Consider the following 24752-nt stretch of genomic DNA (forward strand, 5'->3'; position numbering starts at 1 on the left):
TGGTGTCGAACCTGTTGTTATTGGTTTTGTGGAGCGAATGGTGCGGGGGGCGATGGGCGGGATTCAATCGGGCAAAGCGGGTTTTGGGCGATTATCGAACGCAAGATTGAGCCGGGTTTTTTCTCGCGTCTATCAGGGCCTCTTCGCGAGCAAGCCCGCTCCCACAGGAAAATGCATTCCAAAAGTGGGAGCGGGCTTGCTCGCGAAGAGGCCGGCTCAGACGCCACAATATTTCTGACAGGCAACAAAAAGCCCGCCAAGTGGCGGGCTCCTTGTGTTCACCGGATGATCAGAACAGCTTCATCTTCGGTGCTTCTTCTTTCAGCGGTTCGTTCTGCGCGGTCTGCGCATTCCAGCCACCACCCAGGGCCTTGTACAGGTTGACCGCACTGGTCAGCTGCGCGAGGCGGTCGGTGATCAGTGCCTGTTGCGCACTGAACAACTGACGCTGGGCGTCGAGGAAGGTCAGGTTGCTGTCGACACCGATGCGGTAACGACGCTCGGCCAGGCGGTAGTAATCCTGGTTGGCCGCGACGAAGTCACGCTGCGCCTGCAACTGCTCGGTGTAGGTCTGGCGCGCGGCCAGGCCGTCGGCGACTTCCTGGAAGGCGGTTTGAATCGACTTCTCGTAGTTCGCCACGCCAATGTCCTTCTGGATCTTGGCATAGTCGAGGCTGGCGCGCAGGCTGCCGGCGTTGAAGATCGGCAGGTTGATCTGCGGCTGGAACAGCCAGGTACCCGAGCCGCCCTTGAACAGACCGGACAGGTCCGGGCTCAGGCTGCCCGCGTTGGCGGTCAGGCTGATGCTCGGGAAGAACGCTGCACGGGCGGCGCCGATGTTGGCGTTGGCCGCTTTCAGGTTGTACTCGGCCTGGAGGATGTCCGGACGACGCTGCAGCAGGTCCGAAGGCAGACCGGCCGGTACATCGCTGAGCAGGTCATCCGACAGCGGTTTGGCCGCTTGCAGATTGGCCGGGATGCCGGTGCCGAGCAGCAGGGTCAGGCTGTTTTCGTCCTGAGCCACCTGACGGGTGTACTTGGCCAGTTGCGCCCGGGCGTTTTCCACCGAGGTGCGCGACTGCGCCAGGTCCAGCGCCGAGGCCACACCGACTTCATTGCTGCGGCTGGTCAGCTTGTAGCTTTCTTCAAAGGCACCGAGGGTGTCTTGCGTCAGCTTGAGCAGTTCCTTGTCGGCCTGCCAGGTCATGTAGGCGTTGGCCACACTGGCCACCAGACTGATCTGCGTGCTGCGGCGCGCTTCTTCGGTGGCGAAATATTGTTGCAGCGCTTGTTCGCTCAGGCTGCGCACCCGACCGAACAGGTCGAGTTCGTAGGCGCTGATGCCGACGGTCGCGGTGTAGGAACTGCTGATGTTCGCTTCACCGGTCTGCGAGGCACGGGCCGGAACCCGCTGACGGCTGCCGCTGGCATTGGCCGAAACCGCCGGGAACAGGTCGGCACGCTGGATGCGGTATTGAGCCGCATAAGCGTCGATGTTCAGCGCCGCGACACGCAGGTCGCGGTTGTTTTCCAGGGATGTCTGGATCAGCTGCTGCAGGGCCGGGTCATGGAAAAACTGCTTCCAGCCCTGCTCGGCAGCGGCTTGCGCCGGAGCCTGGGCCGGCGAGTACGCCGGGCCCTGCGGGTACTGGCCCGCGACCGGTGCTTCAGGCTGCTGATAATCGGGGATCAGCGAGCAACCGCTCAGCACGAAGGCGGCGACTGCGATGGAGAGTAGCGACTTGCTCATTGGCCAGCCTCTTTAGGAGTTTCAGTCGTCTCGTCCGGGTCGGCGATTTTACGCTGGCCGATGGACGAAACCGTGACGAAGAACAGTGGGACCCAGAAGATCGCCAGGATCGTGGCCGTGAGCATACCGCCAATCACGCCAGTACCGATCGCGTGCTGGCTACCCGAACCGGCACCGGTGGAGATCGCCAACGGTACTACACCGAGGACGAACGCCAGCGAGGTCATGATGATCGGTCGCAGACGCATGCGGCACGCTTCGATCGCCGCATCGCGCAGACTGCGCCCTTGTTCATGCAGCTCCTTGGCGAACTCGACGATCAGAATGGCGTTTTTAGCCGCAAGACCGATGGTCGTCAACAGGCCCACCTGGAAGTACACGTCGTTGGACAGCCCGCGCAGGCTGGTGGCCATCAGCGCACCGATGATCCCCAGCGGTACCACGAGCATGACCGCGATCGGAATCGACCAGCTTTCATACAACGCCGCCAGACACAGGAACACCATCAGCAGCGACAGGGCGTACAGCGCTGGCGCTTGCGAGCCCGACAGACGTTCCTCGTAGGACAGACCGGTCCAGGAGATACCGACACCGGCCGGCAGCTTCTTGGCAATCGCTTCGACTTCGGCCATCGCTTCACCGGTGGAGTAACCCGGCGCCGGAGAACCGAGCACTTCCATCGCTTCGACGCCGTTGTAACGGGCCAGTTTCGGCGAACCGTAGATCCACTCGCCCTTGGCGAACGCGGAGAATGGCACCATGGTCCCGGCGCTGTTGCGCACGTACCACTTTTTCAGGTCTTCAGGGCTCATGCGCGCACCGGCCTGACCTTGCACGTAAACCTTCTTCACCCGACCACGGTCGATGAAGTCGTTGACGTAGCTACTACCGAAGGAGATCGACAGGGTGCTGTTGATGTCGGAGAGGCTCAGACCCAGGGCCTGGGCTTTCTCATCGTCGATTTCCAGATGGTATTGCGGCTCGTCGTTCAGACCGTTCGGACGTACCTGGTAGAGCACCTTGCTCTGCGCGGCCATGCCGAGGAACTGGTTACGGGCTTCCATCAGTTTTTCGTGACCGATGCCGGCGCGGTCCTGCAGGAACACGTCGAAACCGGTGGCGTTACCCAATTCCAGTACCGCAGGCGGGGCGAACGCAAACACCATCGCATCGCGGAAACTGAAGAAGTGTTGCTGCGCACGCTGTGCCAGGGCAAACACGCTGTTGCTCGAATCACGCTCGTGCCACGGCTTGAGCATGATGAACGCCAGACCCGAGCTCTGACCACGACCGGCAAAGTTGAAGCCGTTCACGGTAAACACCGAGGACACCGCGCCCGCCTCTTTATCCAGCAGGTAGGTACGCATCTCGTCGATCACGACTTGAGTACGTTCCGCACTGGAACCGGCCGGGGTTTGCACCTGGGCGAACAGTACGCCCTGGTCTTCTTCCGGCAGGAACGCGGTTGGAATGCGGGTGAACAGCCAGATCATGCCGACGACGATCAGCAGGTACGCCAGCAGGTACGGGGCTTTGCGCGACAACATGTTGCCGACACCGCGCTCGTAACTCCTGACACCGCGATCGAAATTGCGGTTGAACCAGCCGAAGAAACCTTTTTTCGGCGTGCCGTGGTCACCCTTGGCGATCGGCTTGAGCATGGTTGCGCAGAGCGCCGGGGTGAAGATCAGTGCAACCATTACCGACAGGGCCATGGCCGAGACGATGGTGATCGAGAACTGCTTGTAGATCACACCGGTGGAGCCGCTGAAGAACGCCATCGGCAACAGTACCGCCGACAGCACCAGGGCGATACCGACCAGGGCACCCTGGATCTGGCCCATGGATTTCTTGGTCGCTTCCTTCGGTGACAGGCCTTCTTCGGCCATCACCCGCTCGACGTTTTCCACCACGACGATGGCGTCGTCCACCAGCAAGCCGATGGCCAGCACCATACCGAACATGGTCAGGGTGTTGATGCTGAAACCGGCGGCGGCGAGGATGCCGAACGTACCAAGCAATACCACCGGCACGGTCATCGTGGTGATGACGGTGGCGCGGAAGTTCTGCAGGAACAGGAACATCACCAGGAACACCAGCACGATCGCTTCGACCAGGGTTTCAACCACACCCTTGATCGACTCGGTCACGACCGGAGTGGTGTCATACGGGAACACCACTTCCATGCCTTGCGGGAAGAACGGCTTGAGGTCGTCAATCGTCTTGCGCAGCGCTTTGGCTGTGTCGAGGGCGTTGGCGCCGTTGGCCAGTTTTACCGCCAGACCGGACGCCGGGCTGCCGTTGAACTGCGCAGAAATACTCGAGTTTTCACCGCCCAGACCGACGTCGGCCACGTCGCCGACACGGACCTGGGAGCCATCCTGATTGACCTTCAGCAGGATCGCCTTGAACTGCTCGGCAGTCTGCAGACGGGTCTTGCCGATGATCGTGGCGTTCAGTTGCTGACCTGGCAGCGCCGGCAAACCGCCGAGCTGACCGGAAGACACCTGGACGTTCTGCGCCGAGATCGCGGCGCTGACATCAGCTGGCGTCAGGTTGTACTTGTTCAGCTTGGCCGGATCGAGCCAGATGCGCATCGCGTACTGGGCACCGAAGACCTGGAAGTCACCGACACCGGCGGTCCGCGAGATCGGGTCCTGCATGTTCGACACGATGTAGTTGGACAGGTCGTCCTTGGTCATGCTGCCGTCACGCGACACCACGCCGATCACCAGCAGGAAGTTCTTCACTGCCTTGGTGACGCGGATACCCTGTTGCTGCACTTCCTGCGGCAGCAGCGGGGTGGCCAGGTTCAGCTTGTTCTGAACCTGAACCTGCGCGGTGTCGGAGTTGGTGCCTTGCTCGAAGGTCGCGGTGATGGTCATGCTGCCGTCGGAGTTACTTTCCGAGGACACATAACGCAGGTTGTCGATACCGTTGAGCTGCTGCTCGATCACCTGGACCACAGTGTCCTGCACGGTTTGCGCCGAAGCGCCCGGGTAGGTCACGGAGATCGCGATGGCCGGCGGTGCAATGCTCGGGTACTGGTTGATTGGCAATTTCAGGATCGATAATGCCCCGACCAACATGATCACCAGGGCAATTACCCAGGCGAAAATCGGACGGTCGATAAAAAATTTCGACATGAGTTACTCCCCTTTGCCGCCAGCGGCTTTGTCAGCTGCTTGAGCGGGGGCCGGGTTCTTGGCTACGTTGGTCGCTTCGGTCGGGTTGACCTGAGCACCTGGGCGAACATATTGCAGGCCTTCGGTGATCAGACGATCGCCGGCTTTCAGGCCATCTTCGATCAGCCACTGGCTGCCAACGGTACGGCTGGCCTTGAGCTGACGCAGTTCAACCTTGTTGTCCGGGCCGACGACCAGTGCGGTCGGAGTGCCCTTGAGGTCACGGGTCACGCCTTGTTGCGGCGCCAGAATGGCCGCGGCGTTGACCCCGGCCTGCAACTGGGCGCGGACGAACATGCCTGGCAACAGGGTGTGATCCGGGTTCGGGAACACGGCGCGCAGGGTCACGGAACCGGTAGTCGGATCAACCGATACTTCGGAGAATTCCAGCTTACCGTCGAGCTTGTACTGGCTGCCGTCCTCAAGGGTCAGCTTGACCGCTGCCGAGTTGTCGCCGGCCTTCTGCAGACGACCGCTTTCCAGCTCGCGACGCAGTTCCAGCAGCTCAACCGAGGACTGGGTAACGTCGACGTAGATCGGGTCCAGTTGCTGGATCGTCGCCATCGCGTCGGCCTGACCATTGCTGACCAGCGCGCCTTCGGTCACCGAAGAACGGCCGATACGGCCGGAGATCGGCGCGTAGACCTTGGTGTATTTCACGTTGATCTGCGCACTCTGCAACGACGCTTCCGATTCCATGCGATTGGCCACGGCGGTGTCGTATTCCTGGCGGCTCACGGCCTGCTCGTCGACCAGTTGCTTGTAGCGGTCGGAGATCGACTTGGTCGAGCGCAGGCTGGCTTCGGCGCTTTTCAGGGTCGCTTCATAGACTGCCGGATCGATCTGATATAGCTGCTGGCCGGCTTTGACGTCGCCGCCTTCCTTGAACAGACGTTTGAGAATGATGCCGTTGACCTGTGGTCGAACTTCAGCGATGCGGTACGCACTGGTGCGCCCCGGCAGTTCCGACGTGAGGGTGAACGCTTGTGGTTGCAGGGTGACGACGCCGACCTGAGGAGGCGGAGCGGCTGGGGCCGCTTCTTCCTTTTTACATCCGCTGAGCAGCGATGCCAGGGCGACGGCAGTGACCAGAGCGGTAACAGCTGGCTTGAATTGCATGAAGATCCTCGGGTCAGGCGCGCACATTGCGCACAAGAAGTGTGAAAGGGTAAAAAAATCGGGTCGAGTGGATAAGTAGCTTGCTAAGGAATATACTTACGTTCATGGTTGTTTGTAAATAGCTTGGCGTCGTACCCACCCTGTTACAAAATGCGTCGCAAGGTTTGAAATTGTAGGCCGGGGAGCCGATTCGTGAGAGATCAGCCCCCTCTTTATTCAGCGGATATTCAGCCATCCCTGAAACATCCTGTTTGAGGTTTTACTGCCATGGTCCGTCGTACCAAAGAGGAAGCTCAGGAAACGCGCAGCCAGATTCTCGAAGCGGCCGAGAAAGCGTTTTATGAAAGGGGTGTGGCCCGCACGACCCTGGCGGATATCGCGACGATGGCCGGCGTGACGCGCGGTGCCATCTATTGGCATTTCAGCAACAAGGCCGATCTGGTGCAGGCGATGCTCGACAGCCTGCATGAACCGCTGGATGAATTGGCCAAGGCCAGCGAGAGCGAGGACGAACTCGACCCGTTGGGGTGCATGCGCAAGCTGTTGATCCATCTGTTTCATCAGGTAGCCCTGGATCCGAAGACCCGTCGCATCAACGAGATTCTGTTTCATAAGTGCGAATTCACCGATGAAATGTGCGATCTGCGCCAGCAGCGCCGCACGGCCAGTCTCGATTGCAACCTGCGCATCGGTCTGACCCTGCGTAATGCGGTCAATCGCGGCCAGTTGCCGGAAGATCTCGACACTGCCCGGGCGGCCATCAGCATTCATGCGTATATCGATGGCCTCCTGTATGGATGGCTGTTGGCGCCGGACAGCTTTCAATTGCATGCCGAAGCCGAGCGCTGGGTCGATACAGGGCTTGATATGCTGCGCCTGAGCCCTAGCCTGCGCAAATGAAACAAAATGCGTAATTAAATCTGTCCGTGTCAAGACTTGAAGCGGGGAAATGTCCCTGCTTCAAGTCTTTTTGTAATGGAGTGCTTTTATATACGTACGATGGCCAGGTTGATAGGTAGCGAGCTACGTATTTTGTAGGGGTTTTGTGTCGACTGTGTGAATGAATGTTAACGACTCGGGCTAAAAGGGCGCCGAGCAGCCGATACGCACCAACCGATCCGTTTCGTTTTTGAGTTCCCTTTGCCCGATCCTCACCACCAGGCTGCGTTACTTCCGATGGGCTCGAGCCACGGCCTTTAGTTTGCTCGCGCCTCTATAATGTCAGCGTAGTCCGTACCGTTACTGCATGAGCAGGTAACTCTCTATCAGGCCGATGGCGTCATGAATGCGATCATCTTATAGCTGTAAGGGTAAACCGGGTTTTCATTTTCCAATGCTGCGCCGCAGGTGATGGGTTCGGCGCCAACAGAGAACGCGTTGGTATCCCAGAAAAGTTCGACTTTTGGAGCCCTGTGCCCCGCCATTTGTCGGTAGCAATAACTGAGCGTAGTGTCGAACCGTACTTTCTGCTTGTAGTTGGTGTAGCAGATGTAAGTGTTGAATACCTCTTTTTTGATATCGTAATCAATAACGATGTCCTGTTTCAGATGAGGATCTCCTTCAAACAGCATAAAGACGGTCTGGTAAGGGAGGATCTTGTCGATACGCGTCAAGGGTGGGTGCTTTGGAGAGGCATCGTCAAGCCAGAAAGTAGAGTCCGTGGCATTGGTGATTTGCAGAAGGAATGTAAGTTTGTTTGGATCTGTATCATTCATTTTTATATAACCTTGCTTGATTAAGTTGGTGGGTTGTAATTGATGAGTTGCTGGGCGGAGCTTAGATTTATATTGTTCTGATGGCGAATCTTTAAATGTATGAAAATAAAAAAAGCCCCGCCTCTTTCGAGACGGGGCTTACTTGTTAGTTGTTGTTGTTTACAGCGTTGGATAATCGATATAACCGACCGGGCCTTTCGCGTAGAACAACTCGGGACGTGCGTCGTTCAGCGGTGCGTCGGCCTTCAGGCGTGCCGGCAGATCCGGGTTGGCAATGAACGGTACGCCGAACGCTACCGCGTCAGCCTTGCCTTCAGCCAGCCACGCATTGGCGCTGTCCTTGGTGAAGCGTTCGTTGGCGATGTACGCGCCGCCGAAAGCTTCTTTCAGCTGTGGGCCGAGGCTGTCGGCGCCTTCTTTCTCGCGGGAGCAGATGAAGGCGATGCCGCGCTTGCCCAGCTCGCGAGCCACATAAGTGAAAGTCTCGGCCAGATTGTCGTCGCCCATGTCATGGGAATCGGCGCGGGGTGCCAAGTGCACGCCGACACGGCCGGCGCCCCAGACGTCGATCGCTGCGTCAGTCACTTCCAGCAGGAGACGCGCACGGTTTTCCAGGGAGCCACCGTAGTTATCGGTGCGCTGGTTGGTGCTGCTTTGCAGGAACTGGTCGAGCAGGTAGCCGTTGGCGCCGTGGATTTCCACGCCGTCGAAACCGGCGGCTTTGGCGTTTTCGGCACCGGTGCGGTAGGCCTCGACGATCTCGGCGATTTCAGCGGTTTCCAGAGCTCGCGGGGTCGGATAGTCGGCCAATGGACGCACCAGGCTGACGTGACCTTTAGGCTGGATGGCGCTCGGCGCGACCGGGGTTTCGCCGTTGAGGTACGACGGATGCGAGATGCGGCCGACGTGCCACAGTTGCAGGACGATCTTGCCGCCGGCAGCGTGCACGGCTTTGGTCACGTTGGTCCAGCCGCGCACCTGGTCGTTGGACCAGATGCCCGGGGTGTCCGGGTAGCCGACGCCCATCGGCGTCACCGAAGTGGCTTCGGACAGGATCAGACCAGCCGACGCGCGCTGTACGTAGTATTCAGCCATCAGCGCGTTCGGCACGCGGCCTTCTTCGGCGCGGCAGCGGGTCAGCGGAGCCATGATGATGCGGTTGGACAGCTCGAGGTCGCCCAGTTTGATCGGATCGAAAATAGTTGCCATGTGTACAACCCTCGTCAGTTAAGTGGTTAATCAGTGGGTAGCGGGGGCCAGACCGGCGTCGCCGTTCTGACGGAAAGTGATCAGGGTCACCAGCAGCGCGAGCACGGCCAGCGCGGCGGCGGCCAGGGGCACGCTGGTCAGGCCGAAACCGTGGGCGATGACGCTGCCACCGACCCAGGCGCCCAGGGCGTTGCCGATGTTGAAAGCGCCGATGTTCAGGGTCGACACCAGGTTCGGTGCGGCCTTGCCGAAGGTCACCACGTTGACTTGCAGCGCCGGGACGGCGGCAAACGAAGCGGTGGCCCAGAGGAACAGGGTGATCTCCGTCGGGATCAGCGCAACGCTGGTCCAGCTCAGCACGGTGGAAACCACCGCCATCGCCACGAACACGCCGATCAGGGTCGCGCCGAGACGCTTGTCCGCCAGTTTGCCGCCGATGATGTTGCCCACCGTCAGACCGAGGCCGATCAGCAGCAGGGTCCAGGTCACGCCTTTTGGCGAGACACCGGTGACATCACCGAGCAGCGGCGCGACATAGGTGAAGAGGGTGAACATCGACGCGGCGAACAGCGCGGTCATGCTCAGCGACAGCCAGATGCCGGCGCCTTTGAGGGCGGCGAGTTCGGCGCGCATGTCGAGTTTTTCCTCGTCACGCTTGGCCGGCAGGAAGCGGATCAGACCGATCAGCGCCACTACACCAATCACGGTCACCGCCCAGAAGGTCGAGCGCCAGCCGGCTTCCTGACCCAGCGCCGTGCCCAGCGGTACACCGAGGACGTTGGCCAGGGTCAGGCCGGTGAACATCAGCGCTACGGCGGATGCGCGCTTGTTCGGCGCCACCAGCCCGGCAGCTACCACAGAACCGATACCGAAGAACGCACCGTGGCACAGCGCCGTGACGACACGGGCAAACATCAGCACGTTGTAGTCACTGGCGATGGCACACAGCAGGTTACCGACGATAAAAATGCCCATCAGCGCTACCAGTGCGGCCTTGCGCGGCAGTCTGGCGGTGGCCAGTGCCATGAACGGCGCACCGATGGCCACGCCCAGGGCGTAACCGGTCACTAGCCAGCCAGCGCCGGGAATCGACACACCGAGGTCGGCCGCCACATCGGGCAGCAGGCCCATGATGACGAACTCGGTGGTGCCGATGGCGAAGGCGCTCAAGGCCAGAATGAGTAGCGAGAGGGGCATTTGAATCAATTCCTTGTGGGAGCGCTGAGCTCTTTGACGATGGCGTCGAGGAACGCCTGGATCACGTCCTCGTTGCGTTTGAAGAAGTGCCACTGGCCGGCTTTCTGGCTGCTGATCAGACCTGCGCGTTGCAGGGTCGCCAGGTGGGCGGAGACGGTCGACTGCGACAGGCCGCAGCGTTGATCGATCTGCCCGGCGCAGATGCCGTACTCGTGGTTGTGTATCTGCTCAGGAAACTGGGCTTTGGGGTCTTTCAGCCAGATGAGAATGTCTCGCCGTACTGGGTGTGCCAGGGCTTTTATTATTTCGTCGAGGTCGAGGTTCATGGCTTTATGCTCGTGATGTGTAGCGCTATATCGCGATGAGGCGAACTTTAAATCGGTATTTCGCGATATACCAATATGAATTTGATCTGACGACCGCATAAATCGGTATATCGGGTTATAACGATACGTGTGCTGTAACGATGAAAGCGCGCAGTGCTAAGCTGCGCCCATGAACTATCTCGCACATTTACACCTCGGAGGCCAGCACCCCGAGCAATTACTCGGCAGTCTGTATGGCGATTTCGTCAAAGGACGCCTGCAAGGGCAATTTGCACCGCAGATTGAAGCGGCGATTCAGTTGCATCGGCGCATTGATGTATTCACCGATCGCCACCCGTTGGTGGACATCGCCCTCGGGCGTTTCACCGAGACCCGGCGGCGTTACGCGGGGATTGTCCTCGATGTGTTTTTCGACCATTGCCTGGCCCGCGACTGGACGCTGTACGCCGATCAGCCGCTGGAACATTTCACCCGCGATGTTTACCGGGTGCTGTCGAATGAACGGCAATTGCCAGAACGCCTGGCGAAAATCGCGCCGCACATGGTTGCCAATGATTGGCTGGGTTCGTATCAGGAATTCGAAGTGCTGGACCAGGTGCTGCGCGGGATCTCGCGGCGTCTGACTCGGCCTGAGGAGCTGGCGGGGGCTATGCAGGAATTGCGGCGGTTGTACGAGCCGCTGAGTGAGGATTTCCGTTTGTTCTATCCGCAGCTTCAAGAATTTGCACAAACGTCGACAACGCAGTAACCCCCTGTGGGAGCGGGCTTGCTCGCGAATGCGGTAGGTCATTCAACATGTGCATTGGCTGAACCACCGCTTTCGCGAGCAAGCCCGCTCCCACAGGGGGGATCTGTGTTTCAGGCGGCGATCAATTCGCCGGCGCGACGCGGTTCGGCAGGTTTGGCCACCTCACCAAACAACGCCTTCTGCACCGCCTGCTGTGCTTCGAACGCCAGTGCTGCACGCTCGCGACCGACGCAGGCAATCGGCTTGAGCACGTGAATCTCGACATCGCCGCAGTCGTTGCTGAACAGACGCATCAGGTGCGACAGCAAGTCATCGTCACCAATGAACGGCGCCAACGCGTCGATTTCGCCATTGCGCAGATAACGGATCGCCACCGGTTGCAGCATCACCTCCGAATCGATTGCCGCCGACAGCAGGCGACCATGAAAGGTGCGCAGCGAGCGGCCATCGGTGGTGGTACCTTCCGGGAACATCAGCAACGGATGTTGCGTTTGCAGGTGACGGGTCATCTGTTTGCGGATCAACTGGCTGTCACCCGAACCGCGACGGATGAACAGACTGCCGGCCTTCGCCGCCAGCCAGCCGGCCACCGGCCAGGTGCGTACTTCGGCCTTGGACAGAAACGACAGCGGCGTGAGCATGCCCAGCAGCGGAATGTCAGTCCATGACACGTGGTTGCTGACCCACAGCATCGGTTGCTGCGGCAGCTCGCCGTGCACGGTCACGCGAAAGGGCAGGGCATTGCTCAAACGCGCCATGAAAAACCGCGACCAGCGCTGCCGACGTTGCATCGAGTGCGCCAGGCCCAGACGTTCGAACACGCCGAAGACGCTGGCCATGGTCAAGCCCAGCGCCACCACCAGCAGCACCCGCGTGATCCGCGCGTACACGCGCAACCGGCTCATCACACGGCCGCCTTGAAGTGCTTGGCGTAGCGCGGGCAGAGTTCGTCGCGCTTGAGCAGGATGAACACGTCGGCGACCTGGAAGTCTTCGTCCCAGCACGGCTCGCCGCAGATCTTCGCACCCAGACGCATGTAGGCCTTGAGCAACGGCGGCATCTCGGCGATCACGTTCGATGGAATGTCCAGCGACGGCAGGGGATTCTTCGGCTCGGCGCGCAGGTGTTCGGTGCACAGATAACGCTCGCGCAGACGCTGCATGATCGCGTGGGCCTGCACGCCGCCGTCCTGCATCGGGATGCTCGCGCAACCCATCAGGTAGCTGTAGCCGCCCTGATTCAACACTTCGGCCAGTTCACCCCAGAGCACGGCGATGGTGCCGCCGTTGCGGTAGGCCGGGTCGACGCAGGTGCGGCCGATTTCGAGGATCGGGCCTTGCAGATGGGCGAGGCCGTGCAGGCTGAATTCTTCTTCGCTGTAGAACTTGCCCAGGCTGCTGGCGGCGGTGTGATCGAGCAAACGGGTGGTGGCGACCAGACGCCCGGTGTTCAGGTCACGCACGCCGATGTGGCTGCAGTGAACATCATAGTCATCCATGTCCAGACCCAGCTCCGCGCCTTTCAGCTTGGCGTTGAACTCGCCGCTGAATACGCTGAAGCGCAAGGCCTGGGCTTGCTGCAAGGCCTCGGCGCCGATCAGGCGTTCGGCTTGCAGGCGGCGTTCATTGCCGGTGTCGCTGATGCGGGCGATCTGAGTCATTTGAATCTCCGTACGGGCCTTGAACCCGTCGTGGGTTGCAGCCGATCGACTTTCTTTATGCAGCCATGTTGTGCAAAGTCAGGCTATGTAGCCCCGGTGTCATCACCGTGAACGTTTGGTGATGCTTGTATGACAGCCCTCAAGGAGCCGCTTATGCCCTGGCCCAGCCTGCTCGAAAGCCATGAACGCCTGCCCGCCGTGACTGATCTGGCGGAAGGTTTCGCTACCTTGCTGCATCAATTGGGCAACGTGACGCCGTTCGAACTGGCGGTGGCCGGAGGGCGGCGGATGGCGACGCCGGGGCTGGCATTTCTGGTGGGGTATCAGGCGGCGTTGCGCATGCTCTGGCCGAGCGCGCCGCCGAGTCTTGGCGCGTTGTGTGCGACCGAACAGCGCAGCCTGCGTCCCGCGGACATGCAGACCCGTCTCAGCGATTTGCGCCTGAGCGGGCGCAAGGATTTCGTCACCGCCGGGGACGCGGCGGACTGGCTGCTCATCGCCGCGCGCAGTGAAGAATCCGGCGAAACGCCGCGCCTGAGTCTGGCGGTGGTCTATCCCGGCGAGCCCGGCGTGCGCGTGGAAAAACTCCCGGCGCTGCCGCTGATGCCGGACATCAGTCACGGTCGGCTGCATCTGGACGGCGCGTTGTGCGAATTGCTCGCGGGCGATGGCTGGGATGCTTATGTGAAGCCGTTTCGCAGCCTGGAAGATGTCTACGTGCTGAGCGCGATGACCGCGTGGCTGTACGGTGTCGGTCAGGACAGCGGCTGGTCGCAGCCGCTGCAACTGCGCTTGCTGGCGCTGTTGGCCGGGTGCGCGGAAGCGAGTCGCCAACCACCGAACAACCCGGCCGGGCATGTGCTGTTGGGCGGGTTGTTTGCGCAGTTTGATGCGCTGAAGGGCGAGATCGATCAGGCGTTGCGCGCGGGTAATCCGGAGTGGGCGCAGATGTGGCAGCGTGATCAGGGGGTGATGCAGTTGGCAGCGGGGGCGCGGGCCAAACGCTTGGCCAAGGCTTTGGCGGTGGGCTGACTGGCCTCTTCGCGAGCAAGCCCGCTCCCACCCTTGGAAAGCGTTTCAAATGTGGGAGCGGGCTTGCTCGCGAAGGCGGTGGCAAAAACACCACACATCTGTCATGTGGCAAGATTACCCTCAGCAGGTTCTCCCCAAGAGCCCTCACCATGTGCAAAAGCCTGTCCCTGTTTCTGCTGCTGATCAGCTTCACGGTCCAGGCCGAGCAATGGCCCGGTGAGCAATGGCCGACTGGCGCAAAAATCAGCGGCGCAGCGGTCGAGGCATTAGAGACCTACGCCTTCCCACCCCGCGACGACACTACCCGCCAGGGCATCCGCACGGACGCGCTGCTGATCATCCGCGACGGCCAGTTGATCTACGAACGCTACGCCGGCCCGACCCGTGCCGAGACCCCGCACCTGACCTGGTCGATCAGCAAAAGCCTGATGGCCACGGTACTCGGCGTGGCGTATGGCGAAGGCCTGTTCAAACTGGATGATCCGGTTTCGAAGTTTTATCCGGCGCTGGAAAAACATCCGGCGATCACCGTGGCGGATCTGCTGCACTGGGCTTCCGGGCTGGACTGGCAGGAAGACTACGAATACGCGCCGCTGAAATCCTCGGTGGTGGCGATGCTCTACACCCGTGGGCACCGCGACATGCCAGCGTTCACTGCCGATCACGATGCTTATGCGCCACCGGGGCAGACGTTCCGTTACTCCAGTGGCGACAGCAATCTGCTGGCGGCGGCGCTCAAGAACATGGTTGGCCCACAGCGTTATCCTGACTATCCATGGACCGCGTTGTTCGAGCCGCTGGGCATCCGCCACGCCGTGTGGGAAACCGATGCCGGCGGTACGTTTGTCGCGTCCTCTTATGCCTATCTCACGGCGCGGGATCTGGCGCGGGTCGGTTTGCTGATGGCCCGCGACGGACGTTGGCACGACCGGCAATTGCTGCCCAAGGATTGGGTCGCTTTCAACCGCACTGCCTTTGCCGGCTACAAGGCGCATCAGGACGAAGCGGTGCCCGGTGGTCAGTGGTGGCTCAATCGCCCGGCGGATGGCGCCGCCGCGCCGTGGCCCGACGCGCCGCCCGACACCTTCGCCGCCCTCGGCCACTGGGGCCAGGCGCTGTATGTGATCCCCAGCGAGAAACTGGTGATCGTGCGTTACGCCGATGACCGCGACGGCAGCTATCGCCACAACGAGCTGCTCAAACGCGTGCTCAAGGCGGTGCAGCCATGAAACTGTTGAAGCGGGTGTTGCTGTTGGCGCTGATCGTGCTGCTCGGCTGGATCTGGCTCGAACGGGCAAACCTCTGGGCGTTCCCCGACATCATCAGCGCCTACACGGCCAAGGAATATTGTTCGTGTCGTTACGTGATGAACAACGATGCCGAATATTGCCGGGGTTATGTGAAACAGTGGCTGCCAACCAGCGAATTCAGCGATGACAGCGCGAGCAAAACCATCACCGTCAGCGGCATGGGCCGCAGCAACCGCGCGCAGTGGCTGAGCGAACGGCAGGGCTGCCGCCTCAATCCTCAAGTCAATAGATAACCCTGTGGGAGCGGGCTTGCTCGCGAATGCGGTGTGCCATTCAGCATTTGTGTTGACTGATTCACCGCCTTCGCGAGCAAGCCCGCTCCCACAGGAGGTTTCACCAATCGATAGATTTGCGGCGATCAGTTTGCAATAACGGCGTGGGCGGTTAAGGTTCGTGCAGGTTTATCGCCCCCACGAGTATTCAATGTTCAACCGCTCCCTCTATACAGCCTTCGCCAGTCTGCTGCTGACTGCCGCCGCGCTGCCGGCGCAGGCCAACTGGTATCTGGATGGCGAGTCGTCGCGGCTGTCGTTCGTCAGCACGAAAAACGCCCACATTTCTGAAGTGCAGCGCTTTCTGGTGCTGCACGGCAAGGTCGATCCGGATGGCCGCGCTGAAGTCGAAGTCGAGCTGGACTCGATCAACAGCGGCATCCCGCTGCGCGACGAGCGCATGCGCAAGGAGCTGTTCCAGATCGAGCAATTCCCCGAAGCGACCATCAGCACCCGGATCGACCTGCGCCCGATCAACGATCTGGCCCCCGGTGCGCAGCTGGAATTGCGTCTGCCGCTGACCGTCAACCTGCACGGCAAGCAACATGAATACCCGGCAGAGTTGCTGGCCACCCGTCTCGACGACCGGCGTTTTCAAGTGGTGACCCTGGAGCCGGTGGTGATCAACGCCGAGGATTTCGATCTGGCGCCGGGGCTGGAAACCCTGCGCAACCTGGCCGGCCTGTCGGCCATCAGTCTGTCGGTACCGGTGGGTGCGGTGCTGATTTTCACGGCGCGCTGACATGCGCGGCGCGGTGTTCCCTTGGCGTGACGGCAACCGGTTCGAACTGTTGATTGACGGCCCGCAATTCTTCCCGCGCATGCTGGTGGAAATTGCCCGCGCCGAGGAGCAGGTCGAACTGGAGTTGTATCTGGTGGAGGCGGGCGCTTGTGCCGAGGCCGTGGTTCAGGCGCTGGTCCAGGCCGCCGAGCGCGGCGTGCGGGTACGCTGCCTGTTCGATGACTACGGCAGCCTCGCGTTTACCCTGCACCTGCGTCAGCGCCTGACCAAAGCCGGGGTCGAACTGCGTTTCTACAATCGCCTGAACTGGCGGCGCTGGGTCGGCAACTTCTATCGCGATCACCGCAAATTGCTGCTGGTCGATCAGCGTCTGGCGGTGGTCGGCGGCACCGGTGTTACCGATGAATTCTGGACACCGGGGCAGGACAGCAGCGAGTGGCACGAAGTGATGGTGGAAATCAACGGCCCGCTGGTGCTCGACTGGCAAGTGCTGTTCGACCGGCAATGGATCGCCAACCGCCATCGCCGGGCCTGGAAACCTTCGGCGCATGTCGGCCTGCCACGCTTGCCCAAGGTCCCGTACATGGGCGAGGGCATGGGCCGTGTGGCCTATGCCGATGCGCGTCAGCATCGCGACATTCTGCAGTCGCTGTTTCGTGCACTGAACAGCGGGCAGAAGCGCATCTGGATGGCCACCCCGTATTTCCTGCCGACCTGGAAAATCCGCCGCTCGCTGCGCAAGGCCGCTGCTCGCGGTGTCGACGTCCGGTTACTGCTGACCGGGCCGCGCACCGATCACCCGTCGGTGCGTTACGCCGGCCATCGCTACTACCCGCGCCTGCTCAAGGCCGGGGTGCAGATCTTCGAATACCAGCCGTGCTTCCTGCATCTGAAAATGGTGTTGGTGGACGAGTGGGTGAGTATCGGATCGTGCAACTTCGATCACTGGAACCTGCGCTTCAATCTGGAGGCGAATCTGGAGGCACTGGACCCGTCGTTGACGGCAGCGGTGGTGCAGAGTTTCGAGAAGGATTTCGGTCTGAGCCAGCAGGTCAGTCTGGAGGAGTGGCAGCGCCGGCCGTTGTGGCGGCGAGTGAAGCAGCGGATCTGGGGTTGGGTGGATCGGCTGGTGGTCAACATTCTCGATAGACGCGGTTAACGCCAATTCCGAACCCAGTGGATTCCAATGTGGGAGGGGGCTTGCTCCCGAAGGCGGCATGTCATTCAGCATTAATTTAGCTGATACACCGCATTCGGGAGCAAGCCCCCTCCCACAAAGGCCCCTTTCACACGGGCATTGGTTACTGAATAATTACAGCAACTCAAAGCTCTGCTGCGTCACATCCTGCGAATCCAGGCCGATCTGCACGTTGAACTTGCCAGGCTCGGCCGCGTACTTGAGCTGGGCGTTGTAGAACTTCAGGTCATCCTCGGTGATGGTGAAGTGCACGACTTTCTGTTCGCCGGCCTTGAGCATGACTTTCTGGAAGTTCTTCAGTTCTTTCACCGGGCGAATCATCGAACCGGCGACGTCCTGGATGTACAGCTGCACCACGGTTTCGCCGTCACGTTTGCCGGTGTTTTTCAGGGTGACACTGGCATCGAGCTTGCCGGTCTTGTTCAGCGTGGTTGACGACAGCGCCATGTCGCTCAGCGTGAACTGGGTGTAGCTCAGGCCGTAACCGAACGGGAACAGGGGACCGGTGGTGTCATCGAAATACTGCGAGGTGTAGTTGCCCGGCTTGCCCGGCGTGAACGGCCGGCCAATGCTCAGGTGGTTGTAGTAGGTCGGGATCTGGCCCACGGAACGCGGGAAGGTCACCGGCAGTTTGCCCGACGGGTTGTAGTCGCCGAACAGCACATCAGCGATGGCGTTACCGCCCTCGGTGCCGCTGAACCAGGTTTCCAGAATCGCATCAGCCGACTGGTTCTCTTCGAGGATGGTCAGCGGACGGCCGTTCATCAGCACCAGTACCAGCGGTTTGCCGGTGGCTTTCAGGGCACGGATCAGCTCGCGCTGGTTTTCCGGGATGTTCAGGTCGGTGCGGCTGGAGGATTCGTGGGACATGCCACGGGATTCGCCCACAGCGGCGACGATCACGTCGGCGTCCTTGGCCGCTTTCACCGCTTCGTCGATCAACACGTTGGCCGGGCGCGGATCATCGACCACTTCCGGGGCGTCGAAGTTGAGGAAGTTCAGGTAATCCAGCACCTTCTTGTCGCTGGTGATATTCGCGCCACGGGCGTAGATCAGGTTGGCCTTGTCGCCAATCACCGAGCTCATGCCGTCGAACAGCGTCACCGATTGCGCCGGCTTACCGGCCGCCGCCCAACTGCCCATCATGTCGATCGGCGCCTTGGCCAATGGACCGACCAGCATGACTTTCGCGTCTTTCTTCAGCGGCAGGGTTTCGTTCTGGTTCTTCAGCAGCACCAGGCTGCGGCGTGCCACGTCACGGGCCTCGGCGCGGTGCAGACGGCTTTCGGCGTAGGTGTCGGCCGGATCATCCTCGGCCTTGCCGATGCGCAGGTACGGGTCCTTGAACAGGCCCATGTCGTACTTGGCGGCGAGCACTTCGCGCACGGCGTTGTCGATGTCTTTCTGCTCGATCTCGCCGGACTTGAGCAGCCCCGGCAGCTCTTTGCCGTACAGGGTGTCGTTCATGCTCATGTCGATGCCGGCCTTGATCGCCAGCTTCGCCGCTTCACGACCGTCAGCGGCCACGCCGTGCTTGATCAGCTCGAAGATCGCCCCGTGGTCGCTGACGGCCAGGCCCTTGAAGCCCCAGTCCTTGCGCAGCAGGTCGTTCATCAGCCAGGTGTTGGCGGTGGCCGGAATGCCGTTGATCGAGTTCAACGCCACCATCACCCCGCCGGCACCGGCGTCGATCGCCGCGCGGTACGGTGGCAGGTAGTCCTGGTACATCTTCACCGGGCTCATGTCGACGACGTTGTAGTCGCGCCCGCCCTCGACCGCGCCATACAGGGCGAAGTGCTTGACGCTGGCCATGATGCTGTCAGCCGCGCTCGGCGTGTCGCCCTGATAGGCCTTGACCATCACTTTGGCAATGCGCGAGGTCAGGTAGGTGTCTTCACCGAACCCTTCGGAGCTGCGGCCCCAGCGCGGATCGCGGGAGATGTCGACCATCGGCGCGAAGGTGATGTCGAGGCTGTCGGCCGCGGCTTCCTTGGCGGCAACGCGCCCGGACTGACCGATGGCGTCCATGTCCCAGCTCGATGCCAGGGCCAGCGGAATCGGGAAAATCGTACGGTGACCGTGGATCACGTCGTACGCAAAAAACATCGGAATCTTCAGGCGACTGCGCATCGCCGCGTCCTGCATCGGACGGTTTTCCGGGCGGGTGATCGAGTTGAACGTACCGCCGATGTTGCCCGCAGCGATCTCTTTGCGGATCAACTCGCGGGGCATTTCCGGGCCGATGCTGATCAGGCGCAACTGGCCGATCTTTTCATCGAGGGTCATTTGTTTCATCAGATTGCTGATGAACGCGTCCTTGTTTTCCAGGGGTACCGGGGTCGTGGCGGCCAATACTTGATGACTGGCCAGGCTGACGAACAGGCCCAGCAAACACAGCTTCTTCATGAATATTTTTCTCAAGGGCCCAAGCGGCAATGCAATGCCGGCCAGCCAAAAGTTAGGGAGCGACTATTGTTGTTCGGGTGCAGGCTCAAAATGACCGAGCCAAAAACGCCCGCCGACACTCGGCTGCGTTTGCGCAGGGCCTCTTTTTAGCCCATCGGCCCGTTGCAATCCAGTGGCGCGGCCGATTATGCCCCAACCGCTGATGCAGAAAGTTTCACGGTCGGTTTTTTATGAAATATGCCAGGGAGCATCACTTTGATGAATGTCAGTCCAACCTACCGCTCGCGTCTGCAGGTCGCCACGTTACTGGTGCTTGCCACTTTGTTGACCGCGTGCGGCATCAACAATATCCCGACCCTCGATGAACAGGCCAAGGCGGCCTGGGGCCAGGTCCAGAACCAGTACCAACGCCGTGCCGACCTGATCCCCAACCTGGTGGAGACCGTCAGAGGCTACGCCAAGCATGAGGAGGCGACCCTGACCGCCGTGGTCGAGGCGCGGGCCAAGGCGACGTCGATCCAGGTCGATGCCAGCACCCTCGACAATCCGGAAAAACTCAAGCAGTTCCAGCAGGCTCAGGATCAGTTGAGTGGCGCGCTCAGCCGTTTGATGGTGGTCTCCGAGCGTTATCCGGACCTGAAGGCCAACCAGAATTTCCTTGTCCTGCAATCGCAGCTCGAAGGCACGGAAAACCGGATTGCCGTGGCGCGGCGCGATTTCATTCTGGCGGTGCAGAAATACAACACCGAGATCCGCACGTTTCCCGGGCGCCTCTGGCACAGCGTGATGTACAGCGACCTGCCGATTCGCGAAACCTTCGAAGCCACCACCCCCGGTGCGGAAAAGGCCCCGGAAGTGAAGTTCTGATTCGAGGTTGCCCATGCGTGTGTTGAAGATAGGCCTGGTGCTGATGCTCTGGCTGTTCGCCGTCAGCGCCCGGGCCGAGTTGACGTTCCCGGCGCTGAGCGGGCGGGTGGTGGACGAGGCGCAGATGCTCGAGCCGTCGGTGCGCGCCCAGTTGAGCCAGCAATTGCAGGCTCACGAGCAGGCCACCGGCGAGCAACTGGTGGTGGTCACGGTGCCTGATCTGCAGGGCACCACCATCGAGGATTACGGCGTGCAACTGGGCCGGCACTGGGGCATCGGCCAGAAGGACAAGAACAACGGCGCGCTGCTGATCGTTGCCCGGGACGAGCGCAAACTGCGCATCGAAGTCGGTTACGGTCTGGAGGATCGGCTGACCGATGCGCAGAGTTCGGTGATCATTCATCAAGTGATCACCCCGGCGTTCAAGGCCGGCAATTTCAGCAAGGGCATCAGCGACGGCGTGGCGGCGATGCTGGTGGTGCTCGGCGGCAATCCTCTGGACGAACCGTCGACGGTGTACGAGTCGAGCGGCGATCCGCAGAGCGATTTTGTCTCGCGTCATCCGCTGTTGTTCGTTTTTCTGGTGGTGTTGTTCATCCTGACCGTGTTTGTCTGCCAGATGCTCGGTATCCTTCCCGCCGGCCGTGGCGGCTCCGGAGGCGGGGGCGGTTTCGGCGGTGGCGGTGGAGGCGGGGGCTTCAGCGGCGGCGGGGGCAGTTTCGGTGGCGGCGGTTCGTCCGGCGGCTGGTGAACACACAACAATAATGATCAGGCACTTTTCGACATGGCATTACTGACTGAACACGAACAACGCAAAGTCGCCGAGGCGATCGCCCGGGTCGAGCGCGATACCGATGCCGAACTGGTCACCGTGCTGGCGGCCCGCGCCGATGACTACGCGTACATTCCGCTGTTGTGGGCCAGCCTGCTGGCGCTGCTGGTGCCGGGCATCGTCCATTACCTGACTGGCTGGCTGACCATGCACAGCCTGTTGCTGGTGCAATGGGGCCTGTTCATCGTCCTGTGCCTGCTGTTTCGCCTGCCGAAGATCACCACCCATCTGATCCCGCGCCGCGTGCGCCACTGGCGGGCATCTAATCTGGCGCGGCGGCAGTTCCTCGAACAGAACCTGCACCACACCGTCGGCAGCACCGGGATGCTGATCTTTGTCTGCGAGGCCGAGCGCTACGTGGAGATTCTGGTGGACGAGGGGATTTCCCGGCGGCTGGACAACAAGAGCTGGGACGCGATCGTCGCCGCGTTCACCGAGCAGGTGCGGCAGGGGCGCACGCTCGAGGGCTTTGTCACCTGCATCGAGGCCTGTGGGGAACTGCTCAAGGTGCACGTGCCGGTGACGCAGGTGAGGAATGAATTACCCAATCGGTTGGTGGTGCTGGCCTAGAAGCCCCTCACCCCAGCCCTCTCCCGGAGGGAGAGGGAGCCGACCGAGATGTCTTGCGCTCGACATCGGCCTGAGAAACCGAGTCGATTATGGATTCAAAGGCACTCTTTCAAGTCGGTGAACCTCTTCAATATCCCCCAATCAGTCCCCTCTCCCTCCGGGAGAGGGTTAGGGTGAGGGCGCTTTTAAAGCCGTTGGGTAAATAAGAACGTGTCCCCAACTCCCATCCCCCCTAAAATACCCGCCATTCCCGTTTCGCCCCGCCCGAGGCCGCTTGTTCATGTCCGTTACCGCCCCATCCGCGCCGTCTGCCAAACCCGCGCCCGATCATCACGCCCAGTTCATCGAGCTGCTGCAAACCAGCCTCGAACACAACGGCTTCATCAAACTGGTGCTGGCCAAGTACGTGGGTGAAGAGGCGGATCTGCAGCGGATCATCATCAAAGCGGTGACGGTCAAGGCGCAGCCACACCTGTCGTTTGTCTATCGCTACAAGACCCGCGACATCACCAAGAATCTGCCGCTGAGCGAAGGCGTGGCGGTGATTGCCGAGCTGTTGCCGGCCGCGTTCAAGAATGCGCATCTGCTGACCGTGACCGACGAAGCCCAGCTCGAATACAGCAAAAAGGGCAAGAGTTCACTGTTCAAGAGCAAACCTCAGCAATTGCGTGAAGCGCCGTCCGCCGAGCACAACCGTGAGAAAAACCGTTTTCTGGACTTGAGCCGACCGTTCCTCAAGGATCTGGGCGTGACCAACGCGCAGCATGAGCTGATCCCGGCGATGTCGCGCAAGTGGAAGCAGATCAACAAGTTCATCGAAGTCTTCAGCCACGCGCTGACCTCGTCACCGCTGGCGCTGGACAAACCGGTGCGGGTGGCGGACTTCGGCTCGGGCAAGGGTTACCTGACGTTCGCCATCCACGATTACCTGCGCAACACGCTCAAGTCCGAAGGCGAAGTCACCGGCGTCGAGCTGCGCGAAGAGATGGTCAACCTGTGCAACGCCGCCGCGGCGAAACTGGAGCACCCGGGGCTGGTGTTCAAGTGCGGTGACGTGCGCAGCGTGGCGCCGAGCGAACTGGACGTGATGATCGCCCTGCATGCCTGCGACATCGCCACCGACTACGCGATTCACACCGGCATCCGCTCGGGCGCGTCGATCATCATGTGCTCGCCGTGCTGCCACAAACAGATCCGCCTGCAGATCCAGAGTCCGGCGCTGCTCAAGCCGATGCTGCAATACGGTCTGCACCTGGGCCAACAGGCGGAAATGGTCACCGACAGCCTGCGTGCACTGTTCCTCGAAGCCTGCGGTTACGAGACCAAAGTGTTCGAATTCATCTCGCTGGAACACACCAACAAGAACAAGATGATTCTCGCGGTGAAACGCGCCGAGCCGGTGGACCCGGCTCAGTTGCTGGTGAAGATTGCCGAGTTGAAGGCGTTCTACAACATCAGCGAGCACTGTCTGGAAACGCTGCTGCGTTCGGATGGCTACCTCTGATCCTGTGGGAGCGGGCTTGCTCGCGAAAGCGGACTGACAGTCAACGATGATGTCGACTGTTACGGCCCCTTCGCGAGCAAGCTCGCTCCCACATTTGATTTTACTGCGGTCTTGCGCCCGAGCATCACCGTTGCGATCACCCCGCAGGCAAACACCCAGGTAATCGGCTCGACATGTTCACCAAAGAACAGCGCCGAAAACGCGATGGTGAAAAAGATCTGCAGCAACTGGATCTGACTGACCCGCGCGATCCCGCCCATCGCCAACCCGGCGTACCAGGCGAAGAAGCCGAGAAACTGTGAGAACAGTGCCACGTAGCCGAACGCCCACCAGGCCTTGGCCGACACCGCGCCCTGATGTTGCAGCGCCAGATACAACACTGGCCCGATCAGCAGCGGCGTCGACAGCACCAGCGCCCAGCAGATTACCTGCCAGCCGCCCATTTCCTTGGCCAACCGGCCACCTTCGGCATAGCCCAGACCACCGACGGCAATCGCGCCGAGCATCAGCAAGTCACCGGCCTGAATGCTCCCGGCTCCGGTGTACAACGCGTAGCCGAGCACCAGCGCACTGCCCAGCGCGGCGCAGGCCCAGAAGGCTTTCGACGGGCGTTCATGGGACAACCAGGCGGCATACAGCGCCACGCACAGCGGCTGCAAACCGTTGACCAGCGCGCCGTGGGACGCCGGCAAGGTCTGCATGGCCCACGCCGACAGCACCGGGAAGCCAAGAATCACCCCGGCGATCACCAGGCTCAGGCCTTTGATCTGCTGCCAGCTCGGCCACTTCTCGCGTCGCCATAACAACAACGCTGCCGCGGGAATCGCCGCGAACAGCGCGCGGCCGAGGCCGTTGAGCAGCGGATGCAGTTCCTGCACCACGATCCGGGTGAAGGGCAGGGTCAGGCTGAAAATCACAACCCCGAGCAGGCCGAGGGCCATGCCGGTGTTTTCGCGCGAGGACATGTGAGTGACCAGAATTGAAGGTGACAGGAAGGTGGCTTCATCTAGCCATAAACCGGGCGGGTCGGGCTGTTACAGCTAGGCACAGACTTAGGCGTACAGTTTGCGGACGCTATCGCGAGCAGGCTCACTCCTACAATTGGAATGC

At 61.0% G+C, this 24752-nt stretch carries 22 protein-coding genes; 11 read left to right on the forward strand and 11 right to left on the reverse strand.

Going from position 1 to position 24752, the window contains the following annotated elements; genetic code table 11:
* Nucleotides 1-289 precede the first annotated feature (289 nt).
* Genes emhC through emhA form a run of 3 tightly spaced genes read right to left on the reverse strand, consistent with a single transcriptional unit; the run spans nucleotide 290 to nucleotide 6054 of the window.
* Nucleotides 290-1750 (reverse strand): efflux RND transporter outer membrane subunit EmhC, encoded by a 1461-nt coding sequence (gene emhC, locus E4T63_RS06585; protein ID WP_098967597.1) that lies wholly within the window; start codon nucleotides 1748-1750, stop codon nucleotides 290-292.
* Nucleotides 1747-4896, reverse strand: a complete 3150-nt coding sequence (gene emhB, locus E4T63_RS06590) for an efflux RND transporter permease subunit EmhB (protein ID WP_098967599.1) — start codon at nucleotides 4894-4896, stop codon at nucleotides 1747-1749. The genes emhC and emhB overlap by 4 nt, the downstream gene beginning before the upstream one ends.
* A gap of 3 nt (nucleotides 4897-4899) precedes the next feature.
* Nucleotides 4900-6054 (reverse strand): efflux RND transporter periplasmic adaptor subunit EmhA, encoded by a 1155-nt coding sequence (gene emhA / locus E4T63_RS06595; protein WP_115988058.1) that lies wholly within the window; start codon nucleotides 6052-6054, stop codon nucleotides 4900-4902.
* A gap of 267 nt (nucleotides 6055-6321) precedes the next feature.
* On the opposite strand from emhA, the gene emhR reads away from it, so the two are divergent.
* Nucleotides 6322-6954, forward strand: a complete 633-nt coding sequence (emhR, locus tag E4T63_RS06600) for an efflux system transcriptional repressor EmhR (RefSeq protein WP_027614407.1) — start codon at nucleotides 6322-6324, stop codon at nucleotides 6952-6954.
* A gap of 365 nt (nucleotides 6955-7319) precedes the next feature.
* Here the strand turns inward: emhR and E4T63_RS06605 are convergent, their stop codons facing one another.
* From E4T63_RS06605 to E4T63_RS06620, 4 genes are all read right to left on the reverse strand, one after another.
* Nucleotides 7320-7769, reverse strand: coding sequence for a hypothetical protein (locus E4T63_RS06605; RefSeq protein WP_134785604.1), 450 nt, complete (start codon nucleotides 7767-7769; stop codon nucleotides 7320-7322).
* A 159-nt stretch (nucleotides 7770-7928) separates the two neighbouring features.
* On the reverse strand, nucleotides 7929-8978 hold the full coding sequence (locus E4T63_RS06610) for an alkene reductase (protein WP_135295115.1): 1050 nt from the start codon (nucleotides 8976-8978) through the stop codon (nucleotides 7929-7931).
* A 30-nt stretch (nucleotides 8979-9008) separates the two neighbouring features.
* Entirely contained in the window at nucleotides 9009-10175 is a 1167-nt protein-coding gene (locus E4T63_RS06615; protein WP_003222434.1) for an MFS transporter, read from the reverse strand.
* Between the two features lie 5 nt (nucleotides 10176-10180).
* Nucleotides 10181-10501, reverse strand: coding sequence for an ArsR/SmtB family transcription factor (locus tag E4T63_RS06620; protein ID WP_003222436.1), 321 nt, complete (start codon nucleotides 10499-10501; stop codon nucleotides 10181-10183).
* A 169-nt stretch (nucleotides 10502-10670) separates the two neighbouring features.
* Between E4T63_RS06620 and E4T63_RS06625 the strand changes: the two genes are divergently transcribed.
* Nucleotides 10671-11249, forward strand: a complete 579-nt coding sequence (locus tag E4T63_RS06625; RefSeq protein ID WP_134785605.1) for an ACP phosphodiesterase — start codon at nucleotides 10671-10673, stop codon at nucleotides 11247-11249.
* 110 nt (nucleotides 11250-11359) lie between these two features.
* Here E4T63_RS06625 and E4T63_RS06635 read toward each other — a convergent pair whose 3' ends face one another.
* Nucleotides 11360-12154: a lysophospholipid acyltransferase family protein gene (locus tag E4T63_RS06635; RefSeq protein WP_134785606.1), complete on the reverse strand. Its 795-nt coding sequence runs from the start codon at nucleotides 12152-12154 to the stop codon at nucleotides 11360-11362.
* On the reverse strand, nucleotides 12154-12909 hold the full coding sequence (gene olsB, locus E4T63_RS06640; protein WP_007963187.1) for an L-ornithine N(alpha)-acyltransferase: 756 nt from the start codon (nucleotides 12907-12909) through the stop codon (nucleotides 12154-12156). Before olsB ends, E4T63_RS06635 begins: the two co-directional genes overlap by 1 nt.
* 153 nt (nucleotides 12910-13062) lie before the next feature.
* On the opposite strand from olsB, the gene E4T63_RS06645 reads away from it, so the two are divergent.
* The 5 genes from E4T63_RS06645 (at nucleotide 13063) to E4T63_RS06665 (ending at nucleotide 17424) form a co-directional block, all read left to right on the forward strand.
* Complete coding sequence (locus E4T63_RS06645; RefSeq protein ID WP_135295116.1) at nucleotides 13063-13941, forward strand: acyl-CoA dehydrogenase family protein; 879 nt, start codon at nucleotides 13063-13065, stop codon at nucleotides 13939-13941.
* Nucleotides 13942-14090: 149 nt separating this feature from the next.
* Nucleotides 14091-15170, forward strand: coding sequence for a serine hydrolase domain-containing protein (locus E4T63_RS06650; protein WP_098967606.1), 1080 nt, complete (start codon nucleotides 14091-14093; stop codon nucleotides 15168-15170).
* Nucleotides 15167-15484 carry an amidase gene (locus E4T63_RS06655; protein WP_098967607.1) on the forward strand — a complete coding sequence of 106 codons (318 nt, stop codon included), beginning with the start codon at nucleotides 15167-15169 and terminating at the stop codon, nucleotides 15482-15484. The genes E4T63_RS06650 and E4T63_RS06655 overlap by 4 nt, the downstream gene beginning before the upstream one ends.
* A 190-nt stretch (nucleotides 15485-15674) precedes the next feature.
* Nucleotides 15675-16265 (forward strand): YceI family protein, encoded by a 591-nt coding sequence (locus E4T63_RS06660; protein WP_134785607.1) that lies wholly within the window; start codon nucleotides 15675-15677, stop codon nucleotides 16263-16265.
* Between the two features lies 1 nt (nucleotide 16266).
* Complete coding sequence (locus E4T63_RS06665) at nucleotides 16267-17424, forward strand: phospholipase D-like domain-containing protein (RefSeq protein ID WP_135295117.1); 1158 nt, start codon at nucleotides 16267-16269, stop codon at nucleotides 17422-17424.
* Nucleotides 17425-17577: 153 nt separating this feature from the next.
* On the opposite strand, the gene bglX is transcribed toward E4T63_RS06665, so the two are convergent.
* Nucleotides 17578-19869, reverse strand: coding sequence for a beta-glucosidase BglX (bglX, locus tag E4T63_RS06670; RefSeq protein ID WP_098967613.1), 2292 nt, complete (start codon nucleotides 19867-19869; stop codon nucleotides 17578-17580).
* Nucleotides 19870-20127: 258 nt separating this feature from the next.
* Here bglX and E4T63_RS06675 point away from each other — a divergent pair, with 258 nt between their 5' ends.
* The 4 genes from E4T63_RS06675 (at nucleotide 20128) to E4T63_RS06690 (ending at nucleotide 23642) form a co-directional block, all read left to right on the forward strand.
* On the forward strand, nucleotides 20128-20736 hold the full coding sequence (locus E4T63_RS06675; RefSeq protein WP_135295118.1) for a LemA family protein: 609 nt from the start codon (nucleotides 20128-20130) through the stop codon (nucleotides 20734-20736).
* 13 nt (nucleotides 20737-20749) lie between these two features.
* Nucleotides 20750-21487, forward strand: coding sequence for a TPM domain-containing protein (locus E4T63_RS06680; RefSeq protein WP_135295119.1), 738 nt, complete (start codon nucleotides 20750-20752; stop codon nucleotides 21485-21487).
* Nucleotides 21488-21520: 33 nt separating this feature from the next.
* Entirely contained in the window at nucleotides 21521-22138 is a 618-nt protein-coding gene (locus E4T63_RS06685) for a TPM domain-containing protein (protein ID WP_095138499.1), read from the forward strand.
* Between the two features lie 280 nt (nucleotides 22139-22418).
* Nucleotides 22419-23642, forward strand: a complete 1224-nt coding sequence (locus E4T63_RS06690; RefSeq protein ID WP_135295120.1) for a class I SAM-dependent methyltransferase — start codon at nucleotides 22419-22421, stop codon at nucleotides 23640-23642.
* Nucleotides 23643-23701: 59 nt separating this feature from the next.
* Here E4T63_RS06690 and E4T63_RS06700 read toward each other — a convergent pair whose 3' ends face one another.
* The gene (locus E4T63_RS06700; protein ID WP_135295121.1) at nucleotides 23702-24607 is read right to left on the reverse strand and encodes a DMT family transporter; all 906 of its coding nucleotides are present in this window, start codon (nucleotides 24605-24607) and stop codon (nucleotides 23702-23704) included.
* Between the last annotated feature and the right edge of the window lie 145 nt (nucleotides 24608-24752).

This window comes from Pseudomonas fluorescens (assembly GCF_004683905.1).
GTDB lineage: Bacteria > Pseudomonadota > Gammaproteobacteria > Pseudomonadales > Pseudomonadaceae > Aquipseudomonas > Aquipseudomonas putida_A.

Bases quoted from the DNA above. Each gene is read 5' to 3' on its own strand.
- E4T63_RS06605 (WP_134785604.1), bottom strand. From the start codon at position 7,769: ATGAATGATACAGATCCAAACAAACTTACATTCCTTCTGCAAATCACC.
- E4T63_RS06615 (WP_003222434.1), bottom strand. From the start codon at position 10,175: ATGCCCCTCTCGCTACTCATTCTGGCCTTGAGCGCCTTCGCCATCGGC.
- E4T63_RS06620 (WP_003222436.1), bottom strand. From the start codon at position 10,501: ATGAACCTCGACCTCGACGAAATAATAAAAGCCCTGGCACACCCAGTA.
- E4T63_RS06655 (WP_098967607.1), top strand. From the start codon at position 15,167: ATGAAACTGTTGAAGCGGGTGTTGCTGTTGGCGCTGATCGTGCTGCTC.
- bglX (WP_098967613.1), bottom strand. From the start codon at position 19,869: ATGAAGAAGCTGTGTTTGCTGGGCCTGTTCGTCAGCCTGGCCAGTCAT.
- E4T63_RS06665 (WP_135295117.1), top strand. From the start codon at position 16,267: ATGCGCGGCGCGGTGTTCCCTTGGCGTGACGGCAACCGGTTCGAACTG.
- emhA (WP_115988058.1), bottom strand. From the start codon at position 6,054: ATGCAATTCAAGCCAGCTGTTACCGCTCTGGTCACTGCCGTCGCCCTG.
- E4T63_RS06680 (WP_135295119.1), top strand. From the start codon at position 20,750: ATGCGTGTGTTGAAGATAGGCCTGGTGCTGATGCTCTGGCTGTTCGCC.
- emhR (WP_027614407.1), top strand. From the start codon at position 6,322: ATGGTCCGTCGTACCAAAGAGGAAGCTCAGGAAACGCGCAGCCAGATT.
- E4T63_RS06700 (WP_135295121.1), bottom strand. From the start codon at position 24,607: ATGTCCTCGCGCGAAAACACCGGCATGGCCCTCGGCCTGCTCGGGGTT.
- E4T63_RS06635 (WP_134785606.1), bottom strand. From the start codon at position 12,154: ATGAGCCGGTTGCGCGTGTACGCGCGGATCACGCGGGTGCTGCTGGTG.
- E4T63_RS06625 (WP_134785605.1), top strand. From the start codon at position 10,671: ATGAACTATCTCGCACATTTACACCTCGGAGGCCAGCACCCCGAGCAA.
- emhC (WP_098967597.1), bottom strand. From the start codon at position 1,750: ATGAGCAAGTCGCTACTCTCCATCGCAGTCGCCGCCTTCGTGCTGAGC.
- olsB (WP_007963187.1), bottom strand. From the start codon at position 12,909: ATGACTCAGATCGCCCGCATCAGCGACACCGGCAATGAACGCCGCCTG.
- emhB (WP_098967599.1), bottom strand. From the start codon at position 4,896: ATGTCGAAATTTTTTATCGACCGTCCGATTTTCGCCTGGGTAATTGCC.
- E4T63_RS06650 (WP_098967606.1), top strand. From the start codon at position 14,091: ATGTGCAAAAGCCTGTCCCTGTTTCTGCTGCTGATCAGCTTCACGGTC.
- E4T63_RS06645 (WP_135295116.1), top strand. From the start codon at position 13,063: ATGCCCTGGCCCAGCCTGCTCGAAAGCCATGAACGCCTGCCCGCCGTG.
- E4T63_RS06675 (WP_135295118.1), top strand. From the start codon at position 20,128: ATGAATGTCAGTCCAACCTACCGCTCGCGTCTGCAGGTCGCCACGTTA.
- E4T63_RS06610 (WP_135295115.1), bottom strand. From the start codon at position 8,978: ATGGCAACTATTTTCGATCCGATCAAACTGGGCGACCTCGAGCTGTCC.
- E4T63_RS06685 (WP_095138499.1), top strand. From the start codon at position 21,521: ATGGCATTACTGACTGAACACGAACAACGCAAAGTCGCCGAGGCGATC.
- E4T63_RS06660 (WP_134785607.1), top strand. From the start codon at position 15,675: ATGTTCAACCGCTCCCTCTATACAGCCTTCGCCAGTCTGCTGCTGACT.
- E4T63_RS06690 (WP_135295120.1), top strand. From the start codon at position 22,419: ATGTCCGTTACCGCCCCATCCGCGCCGTCTGCCAAACCCGCGCCCGAT.